Source organism: Hymenobacter terricola (genome assembly GCF_017921975.2).
In the GTDB taxonomy this organism is placed as follows: Bacteria; Bacteroidota; Bacteroidia; order Cytophagales; family Hymenobacteraceae; genus Hymenobacter; species Hymenobacter terricola.
The window spans coordinates 1-9338 of record NZ_JAGEMO020000049.1; the positions used below are offsets into that span (position 1 = coordinate 1).

A 9338-nucleotide genomic window follows, 5' to 3' on the forward strand; every position below is an offset into this window, starting at 1 on the left:
ATAGTTTCTTCGCTGGATAATCAAAAGCCCCCGCCGCTTCCTTAGCTGCGGGGGCTTTTGCGGTTTGTTGCCGTTGATGAGGACGCGTAGTGCGGTCGGATGTGGGTATTCATCGCACGACCAGACCTGCCCAGAACAGCTGCCGAACAATAGTCGTCGAACTGGAATTACCGCTGATAGACGCGCAAAAGCGAAGGTTTATTGGCCGCTTTCCACAGCAGCAAACCCATTGTTGTGCGTAGCTGCTCCTTAATTATTCAGGCACTTGCTGATAGACAATTTTGCCGTCAATCATCGTCAGCATACTTGTGGTTGCAGGCAGCCGTTGAATTGGTATCGTAAACATGTCCTGTGATAACACCGCCAAATCTGCCAGCATGCCTTTTACCAGCATGCCTTTTTCCTTTTCTTTAAACTCAGCGTAGGCATTTGTTTTGGTATAGGCGATTACCGCTTGCTCCCGGGTAATATTTTCGGACGGGTTAAACTGCTGGCTGGTAATCATCATGATGTCCAAAAAGGGATTCGTTGTGCCATCCGGTGAGATACCCAGTAAAATTCCATCGTTCATCAGGGAACGCACCGGACTGTACGTGGCAAATTTGGGAGTATGCATCATGAGGATGCCGTATTGACTCAAAATATTTCGCTGCGCTTTGGTCGGGTTCCCAACGTCGTTGTGTTCTATTCTGACTCTTAATGGCCGCCACTGTGCTGCTGTTCCGGATTGTTGAATCAAGTTCAGCACAATTCCAAAGCTACTGTCGGCGGTGATGTGCATCAACAACTGCCGTTTGGTGGTCAGGGCTTCTTGCATCATTTGCCGCATATTGTCAACCGAGTAATTTAAACGTCCGTTTCCGTTGCCCCGGTGGTGATAGGGCTTGCTGCGCAATGAGTTTCCTTCGAGAGGAGTGCCATCAATGCAGTATTTGATTCCGGAAATGGTACTCGTGGTAGTGGGATGGGATGCTGCCACCGGCCACTCGGAAACTTGCTGGCCTTCGGGGGTGGACCGTGGCCATGCAACGAAGCGTAGGCGTTGGGGAATGCTTGCGTTTTGCAGGGTGCTCGTGGCAAGTGCATGGGTAAATCCTCCTCCCATAAAAAGCGTCGAAGTAATGCCACCGCGCAATTGCTTTTGCCCAAATTTCTCCATGTGCCTTATAATCAATTTGGGATTGGCCACGTTGACCGCAATCCAAAACGGAACTTGTGCATTTTGTTGAACACCCGAAATTTTGTTTTCGCTGTCCCTTTCGTACCATCCCCCAACCGGGTCTTTCGCGGCATCATTCAATCCTGCTGCTGTTAATCCTTTCTGGTTCGTGACGATGCCATGTCCCCATGCGACCTGGAGTAAAACAGGGTTGTTGAACGCGATGCTGTCAAGTGATTTCCGCATGCTTCTATCGAAAAAGACGGTCGTTCCAACCTTGCCTTCTATCCACTGTCCGGGCTTTGCCCGAATCAATAGCCTTGCGATAGAGTCAAGCACGGCCGCTTTGGTGAGCCCCTCTGCACTGGATGCTACACGGTCGAAGGTGAGGGGCGCGGCACTGAATTCGAACGCGGCATGGTCATGCTGGTCGTTGAAACCAGGGACGACCGTTTTTCCTTTCAAGTCAATTTTCCTGGTTCTAGCAGAAACCAGTTTTTCAATTGCCGCATTGGTTCCGGTTGCTAAAATGGTATTGCCCCTGATGGCCAAAGCTTGAACGTAAAGCTGCTTTTCATCCGCGGTAAAAATTTTACCATTGGTAAAAATGATGTCGGCGGACTGCGCAAACCCGCTTGCTCTAAGAAGCGTTGCGGCAGCCAGGAAAAACATGAAACGGCAGGCCATTCTCGTTTTCATGTTGCTTTTATATAGTAAGTTTAAAGTTCTTAATTTAAATATACATTTAACTGTCGGATTTACAAGAAGTGCGTTTCGGCAATCGTACTATAAACCACTGGTACCTGTCTTTTACCGCACTCCCTGGTCAGGGCACGCGCAGGGCATCGGGCGGGGCAGATGGTCCGGAGCGTTGGGCAATAGGGGTGAAGATTTTGGGGGCCTTGCTGCTGCTGTGCACTAGCGAACCTTGGAAGAGGATATACTGCCCCTTGCTACGGATGCGTGGGATGGGTTGCTGGCCAGGAATTTTTGTTGCGGCCAACGCAACCGAAGCGAAAGGGACATATGGGCGTGCTCATCAATAGCCTCGACTGCACCTTGCTGCGCCGGCAAGCGAGCCGGGCAGCGGCAGCGTATTAAACTTGCCTCATTCTTCGGCATCCAACCGCGCACCCACCGCTCACGCCCCGGCCTCCCCGTTTGGAAGACCACGAAATCCTCACCAAGTTCCAGGACCCCGCCAGTCGTAATCTGGCGTTCAACCAGCTCGTGCGCAAGTATCAGAGCAAGGTGTACTGGCACGTGCGCAAGATGGTGGTGGACCACGACGACGCCGACGACCTCACCCAGGACGTTTTCATCAAGGTGTGGAAGTACCTCGAAAATTTCCGCCAGGACGCCGCGCTCTTCACCTGGATTTACCGCATTGCCACCAACGAGTGCCTCAACTTCCTGAGCAGCAAGCGCCGCAAGTTCCTGCTGCCACTCACTGACGTGGGGGCTGAGCTGGCCGCCAAAATCGAAGCTGACCCCGCCATTGCCGGCGACGAGATAGAATTGAAGCTCCAACAGGCCATTCTGCGCCTGCCCGATAAGCAGCGCCTCGTGTTCAACCTCCGGTACTACGATGAGATGCCCTACGAACAAATGGCCGAAGTGACGGGCACCAGCGTGGGCGCCCTCAAGGCCAGCTACCACCATGCCGTGAAAAAAGTAGAGGATTACGTGACCCGCAATACCGCCGATTAATCACCTAAAAACAATTTTTTATTGGCGTAATTAAACGTCAGACCTCGCTCTTCATCCAACCGCCATGAAACCTGCTTTTAAACTCGACGCGCACCCTCGGCGGCCCCGCCCGCTGCTGAGCGAGCCGCCCGCCGATTATTTTGATAAACTGCCCACGCGCATTATGGCCCGGCTGCCCCAGGCCGAAGCCCGCGAAGCAGCGGCTGCCTGGGGCTGGCTCTCGTTCCTGTCGCCGGCGTTGCGCACGGGGCTGGCTTCGGTGGCCGTGCTGGGCGGCTTTGCCGCTTCGTTCTACATGAGCGGCACCGCGCCGCTGGTGCCCGCCACGGCGGCTACGGCTTCGCTCGATGCCGTGCCGAGCACCGAGCTGGTGGGCTATTTGCTCACGAGCGGTGCCCGCGTCGAAAATTCCGACCTCGCCGTACTCACGGCCGCCAACCCTAATATCGCCAAAGGCTTTATTCACGCCTCGGAAGCGGAGTTGACCGATGCGCTGGATGCGCAACCTTCGGATGATTCTACTTATCTATAAATTCTGCTTGATTATCATGTCTGCTTTTGCATCAATAGTTCGTCTGCTTAGTCTGGCAGCGCTGCTGCTGACCTTGGCGCCGGCGGCCCATGCCCAGGCCGGCCCGGGTGGCGGTGGGGGCCGTCGGGGCCAGCGGCTCGGCCAGCTCGAAAACGCTAAAATTGCCTTTATCACCACCCGCGTTTCGCTCACGCAGGACCAGGCCCAGAAATTCTGGCCGCTCTACAACGAGTTTTCGGACCGCCGGCGCGAGCTCAACCGTAGCGGCCGGCTGCTGCGCCGCGACGTGACCGAAGGCATGACCGACCAGCAAATTCGCGAGAATTTCAACCAGGCCTTCACCATGCGCCAGCAGGAGCTGAACCTGGAGAAGGAGTATTTTGAGAAATTCCAAAAGGTAGTATCGCTGCGCCAGGTAGCCCAGTTATTTCAGGCCGAGCGCGATTTCACCAAGGAGGTTATCAAGCGCGTGGCCGGCGCGGGCGGCCAGCCCGCCGTCGGCACCGACTGAATCCGGAACGGGACCAATTGCCCGGTTGTTTTAAGAGGCCGCTGCCCCCGCAGTGGCCTCTTTATTTTTGTGCGATAATCAAACCAACGCTGCACTGGTTGAACCCAGTATTCTCGCCCGTACCACGAGAGTTGAACCGCAAAAAAACCACCCCAATCCGTTGAAATCCGTTCCAGCTGTGGTCACGCCACGCCAACTCTTCCTGCGCCACCAGGCCCAAACATCTGATTTTCCGCTGCTGTTGGAAATTGAGCGGGCCGAAGGCGTGTACATGTACGGCCCCGATGGCCGCCGCTACCTCGACCTGATTTCGGGCATCGGCGTGAGCAACGTGGGCCACCGCCATCCGCGCGTGCTGGCCGGCATTCAGGCCCAGCTCGATAAATACCTGCACCTGATGGTGTACGGCGAGCTGGTGCAGGCCGTGCCCGCGCAGCTGGCCCAGGCCATCCACCAAACTCTGCCTGCGCACCTCGATTCGGTATTTTTCACCAATTCCGGCACCGAGGCCATCGAGGGTGCCCTGAAGCTGGCCAAGCGCCACACCGGCCGCACCGGGCTCGTTTCCTGCCTCAACGCCTACCACGGCTCCACGCACGGCGCGCTGTCCATCACCGGCTCCGAGGATTTCAAGAATAGCTTCCGGCCGCTGCTGCCCGATGTGCGCCACATTCGCCACAACGAGCTGGCCGATTTGGCCTTAATAACCGAGCATACCGCCGCCGTCGTTATCGAAACCGTGCAGGGCGAAGCCGGCGTGCGCGTGCCCAGCCCTGAATACTTGCCGGCCCTGCGCGCCCGCTGCACCGAAGTGGGCGCCCTGCTGATTCTCGACGAAATCCAGTGCGGCTACGGGCGCACCGGCACCATGTGGGCGTTCGAGCAGTTCGGCATTGAGCCCGATATTCTGGTGTGCGCCAAGGGCATGGGCGGTGGCATGCCCATCGGGGCCTTCATTTCGAGCGTCGAAATCATGAGCGGCTTCAAAACCAACCCGATTCTGGGGCACTGCACCACATTCGGCGGCCATCCGGTGAGCTGTGCGGCGGCGCTGGCCACGCTGCAAATCATGCAGGATGAGCAGCTGGCCGAGGGGGTAGCCGCGAAAGCGGCGCGGTTCCAGGCCCGGTTGCGCCACCCGGCCATCCGGGCGGTGCGGGGCTGCGGCCTGCTGATGGCGGTGGAATTCGACTCCTTTGCCGTGCTCAAACCCATCATCGACTACGCGCTGGAGCACGAAGGCATCCTGACCGACTGGTTTCTTTTCTGCGATAATTCCCTGCGACTGGCCCCGCCGCTCACCATCACCGATGAGCAGATTGACGAAGCCTGCGCGGCCCTGCTGCGGGCCATCGAGCACATTGCCGGGACGTAGGAAAGCCGTTTTCTACAGTGCAAAAACGACCGGTCCCCGGCGCCAACAACCTTGTTGAGGCTGCTCGCGCCGGGGACCGGCCGTTGGGTGCAGGGCGGGGCTACGCGACGATGTTGGGCCGGGGCAGCTCGTTGTAGTTCAGAAAAGCAATGCTTTCCTCTTTGATGCGTTCGCGGGGAATGGCATCTTTCACCCCCTGCGAGATTTTGCGCACCAGTACGCCCACGATGGCCTTCCGGAAGCCGAGCTTTTCGGCCATCATGATGCAGAAGTCCATTTCTGTTTCGTCCACCACGCCGTCGGCCAGCATCATGTCGACCAGGTCAAAAATCTGGTCAAACCGTTCAGAATCGTTGGTCGGCAGGTCGTTGCTGGTGCCTTTTGCTCCGGATACCAGCGCTTGCACGTCGGCCGCACTCATGCCGTTTTTCTTGCCGACGGCGAGAATGAAATTCATTTCCCGCGCGTCGATGTGGCCATCGGCTTTGGCCAGGGCCGCGAGGTTCAGCAAATGACCCTTGATTTTTTTGGCCTGCTCATTTTCGAAAAAACCGAACATAAAACGTGGGAATTAAGGGGGTGAAAGATGGATTTGAGGCCAGCAGGCCGATTGTAGGGGTAAGATACACGAAAAAACGGCCAATCGCTGTGAGTCGTCTACGCGAGATGCCAAAAAAAGATAACCATTAGTTAGCGGTTATCCCTGCGGGCAAAGTTGAAGGTTTGCATTCATTTCGCCAACTTTGCGGGGTTTGAGCGCCATTTGCGCGCTCACTTGTTGTAACGAACATTCAGATGAAGAGAATAGCAGTTTTTACCAGCGGTGGCGATTCGCCCGGCATGAATGCGGCCATCCGGGCGGTGGTGCGCACCGCAACCTACCACGGCATTGAGGTATACGGCATTATGCGCGGCTATAGCGGGATGATTAAGGGCGAATTCGTACGGCTCGATTCCGCTTCGGTATCGAATACGGTGCAGAAGGGCGGCACGATTCTGAAATCGGCCCGCAGCCAGAAATTTATGACCAAGGAAGGCCGACAGCAGGCTTTCGACCAGCTAGTTAATAACGGAATTGAGGGCCTGGTGGCCATTGGCGGCAACGGCACGTTTACCGGGGCCATGATTTTTGAGGAGGAATTTGGCATTCCCACGGTGGGCGCGCCGGGCACGATTGACAACGACCTGTACGGCACCGACTACACCATTGGCTACGACACGGCCGTGAACACGGCGCTGGAGTGCATCGACAAAATCCGGGACACGGCGGACTCGCACGACCGCTGCTTTTTTGTGGAAGTAATGGGCCGCGACTCGGGCTACATCGCCATTCCGTGCGCCATCGGGGGCGGGGCCGAAATCGTGATGATTCCCGAAACCCAAATGAGCGTGGACGTGGTGATTGAGACGTTGCAGCAAGGCTGGCAGCGCTCCAAAACCTCGTTTATCGTCATCGTGGCCGAGGGCGAAGAGGAAGGCAACGCCACCCACACCGCCGCCCGCGTGAAGGAAGCCATTCCGCAACTCGACACCCGGGTCACGGTTATCGGCCACATTCAACGCGGCGGCTCGCCCACGGCTTCCGACCGGTTGCTGGGCTCCCAAATCGGCATTGCCGCCGTGGAAGGCCTGATGAACGGCATGCGCAACGTGATGGCCGGCATCATCGATAAAAAACTGGTGTACACGCCGTTCACGGATACCATCAATAAGAAGAAGCTCATCAACCAGAGCTTTATGCGGATGGTGGAAATCCTGAGCGTGTAGGCCTGAAAGAAAGAAAACAGACCGTCATGCTGAGCGCAGTCGAAGCATGACGGTCTGTTTTTAATACGTTCTACTTTTCCAGGTTCTCGCTCAATTCGACCCATTGATATGCCGCATCCCGCCGCAGCCAGGTGAGCTGGCGCTTGGCGTAGCGGCGGGTGTTGCGCTGGAGCAGGCGCACGGCTTCGGCCCAGTCGTAGTCGCCGTCGAGGTAGCCAAATATTTCCTGGTAGCCCACGGTTTGCAGGGCGTGGTGGTGGCGGTAGGGGAGGAGGCCGCGGACTTCATCGAGCAGGCCGGCGGCCAGCATGTGCTCCACGCGCAGGTTGATGCGCTGGTAGAGCGCTTCCCGCTCGCGGGTGAGGGCCACTTTCACGTTGCGAAACAGCGGGTTTTCGGCGGGCGGGCTTTGGGTGTGGAAGCTGGAAAACGGCCGGCCGGTGGCGCGGGTAATTTCCAGGGCGCGCACCACGCGCTGGGGGTTTTGCTGGTCGATGCGGGCGTGGGCCACGGGGTCGGTGGCGGCCAGCTCGGTCACGAGGTGCGGCAGGCCGTGGGCGGCCAGCTCGGCGTGCAGCTGCTCCCGAACTGCGGGCGGCACGTTGGGCAGCTCGTCCAGCCCGTCGGTCACGGCCTGCACATAGAGGCCCGAGCCGCCGGTGAGGATAACCAGCGGGAATTTCCGGAACAGCTCGGTGAGTACCGCCTGGCAATCGGCGGCGAAGCGGCCGGCGCTATAATCCTCGCTGATGCTGTGGCTGTCGATGAAATGGTGCGGCACGCCCTGCATTTCATCAGCCGTAGGCTTGGCCGTGCCAATGCTCAGCTCGCGGAAAAACTGGCGCGAGTCGGCCGACACGATTTCGGTGTGGAATTGCTGGGCCAGCTGCACGCACAGAGCCGTTTTGCCCACGGCGGTGGGGCCGGCAATGGTGAGCAGCACCGGGCGCGGGTCAGCGGCCGTGGGCGCAAGTTGCGCGAGGATATCGGGAGGAAGCAAGACGTGGGGCTTGGTGGGATGCACGGAACCAGCAAAGGGTGCTTCGTTCCGCGGGCCCAAAGGTAAATAGGCACCACGCGGCGTTGGCTGTAAGGGGCTGCCTCTACTCGTGCTCTCCCATGCCCAATGCGGCGGCTTCGGCCAGTAGGCCAGCGGCGCGGGCGCGAAGCAGGTGGTAGCGCGTGACGGCGGCCGGGGGCAGCGGCTGGGCGCGCCGGGCCAGCCAGCCCCGCAGCCAGTGGGCGTGGTCGGGGGCGCGGGCCGGGGCATCGGGGTCGGCGGCCAGGGCCAGGGCCGCCGCCAGCGCCCGGGCAGCAGGGCTGGCGCCGGGGTCGAGTGGCGCGGCGGCCGGGTCGTCGGGGTCGGCGGGAAGCAGGGCAGGGAGCACGGCGGCCCAGCGGGCGGCCACGCGGGCCTGCCGGGCCAGGGCCGCCGCCTGAGCCACCGCCCGGCCGGCCTGCTGCTGGCACACGCGGCGGCGAAAATCCAGGTCGGCCGGGGCAGGCGGCGGGGTGCCGGGCGGCAGGACCGGTGGCAGGCTGCTGGCCGGAGCAGGCGAGGCGTCTTCGGCCAGGGCGGCCGCTACGGCGGCGGCCACCACTTCGGGCGAGGGCAGTTGGAGCAGCAGCGGCAGCAGGGCCACACTGACGGCAGGGGTGAGCCCGCGCCGGCGGGTTTCGATGCCATGCACCAGCGGCTGGCTCACGCCCAGGTAAAGGGCCAACGCGGCCTGGTCAAGGCCAAACCACTCCCGGACGTGGGCCAAAAAATGAGTAGAGGTAGCGGCGTGGCGCGGCATCGTTGAATCTGTTATATATTTTCATAAAAGTCAATGATATATAACAGATTTGAGCGAGAATCCGTTATATATCATTGACTTTTATGAAAATATATAACAGAAAACCCTTAATGACGGCCTAATGGCCGTGCTTTACTCGCTGCGAAGTAGGGAGGCGGCCGGGTAACGCCGCGACTCTGGTATGTCTTCGCGTTCGTCCCGTTCAATGGGGAAATCCTTGTCGCCCGGAATTGGGCGTTTCCTACGGCTTGCTATTGGTGCCATGTGCCGGCAGCAGGACCGGGGAGCCAAAAGCTACCCTTACTCCGAGGCAGCGTGCATAACTGACATTATCCTATGTTTGCCTGTGCCCCGTAATGAGGGCTGCTGAGAAGGAAAAGGGTGGAGTAAGATTCGCATCTTATGGGGCGCTAGAGCTCGTTTTACATGACAATCCCCACTCTTTTCCAGGGCTACTTTGGACAGTTCCGTGAGGCCTCAGAGCC

At 58.9% G+C, this 9338-nt stretch carries 9 protein-coding genes; 5 read left to right on the forward strand and 4 right to left on the reverse strand.

Annotation, left to right across the window (positions count from 1 at the left end; genetic code table 11):
- Positions 1-253 precede the first annotated feature (253 nt).
- Positions 254-1858, reverse strand: coding sequence for an amidohydrolase (locus J4G38_RS20890; protein WP_210522034.1), 1605 nt, complete (start codon positions 1856-1858; stop codon positions 254-256).
- A 462-nt stretch (positions 1859-2320) separates the two neighbouring features.
- On the opposite strand from J4G38_RS20890, the gene J4G38_RS20895 reads away from it, so the two are divergent.
- From J4G38_RS20895 to J4G38_RS20910, 4 genes are all read left to right on the forward strand, one after another.
- On the forward strand, positions 2321-2869 hold the full coding sequence (locus tag J4G38_RS20895; protein WP_210522033.1) for an RNA polymerase sigma factor: 549 nt from the start codon (positions 2321-2323) through the stop codon (positions 2867-2869).
- A 64-nt stretch (positions 2870-2933) separates the two neighbouring features.
- Positions 2934-3401, forward strand: a complete 468-nt coding sequence (locus tag J4G38_RS20900) for a hypothetical protein (protein ID WP_210522032.1) — start codon at positions 2934-2936, stop codon at positions 3399-3401.
- A 16-nt stretch (positions 3402-3417) separates the two neighbouring features.
- Entirely contained in the window at positions 3418-3912 is a 495-nt protein-coding gene (locus J4G38_RS20905; protein ID WP_210522031.1) for a hypothetical protein, read from the forward strand.
- A gap of 160 nt (positions 3913-4072) precedes the next feature.
- Positions 4073-5287, forward strand: coding sequence for an aspartate aminotransferase family protein (locus tag J4G38_RS20910; RefSeq protein WP_226163622.1), 1215 nt, complete (start codon positions 4073-4075; stop codon positions 5285-5287).
- A gap of 100 nt (positions 5288-5387) precedes the next feature.
- On the opposite strand, the gene J4G38_RS20915 is transcribed toward J4G38_RS20910, so the two are convergent.
- Positions 5388-5846, reverse strand: a complete 459-nt coding sequence (locus J4G38_RS20915) for a tellurite resistance TerB family protein (protein ID WP_210522030.1) — start codon at positions 5844-5846, stop codon at positions 5388-5390.
- 236 nt (positions 5847-6082) lie between these two features.
- Between J4G38_RS20915 and pfkA the strand changes: the two genes are divergently transcribed.
- Positions 6083-7054 (forward strand): 6-phosphofructokinase, encoded by a 972-nt coding sequence (gene pfkA, locus J4G38_RS20920; RefSeq protein WP_210522029.1) that lies wholly within the window; start codon positions 6083-6085, stop codon positions 7052-7054.
- A gap of 70 nt (positions 7055-7124) precedes the next feature.
- On the opposite strand, the gene miaA is transcribed toward pfkA, so the two are convergent.
- Positions 7125-8054, reverse strand: coding sequence for a tRNA (adenosine(37)-N6)-dimethylallyltransferase MiaA (gene miaA, locus J4G38_RS20925; protein WP_226163624.1), 930 nt, complete (start codon positions 8052-8054; stop codon positions 7125-7127).
- Between the two features lie 103 nt (positions 8055-8157).
- A complete protein-coding gene (locus tag J4G38_RS20930; RefSeq protein ID WP_226163626.1) occupies positions 8158-8820 on the reverse strand; it encodes a hypothetical protein in 663 nt (220 codons plus the stop codon).
- Between the last annotated feature and the right edge of the window lie 518 nt (positions 8821-9338).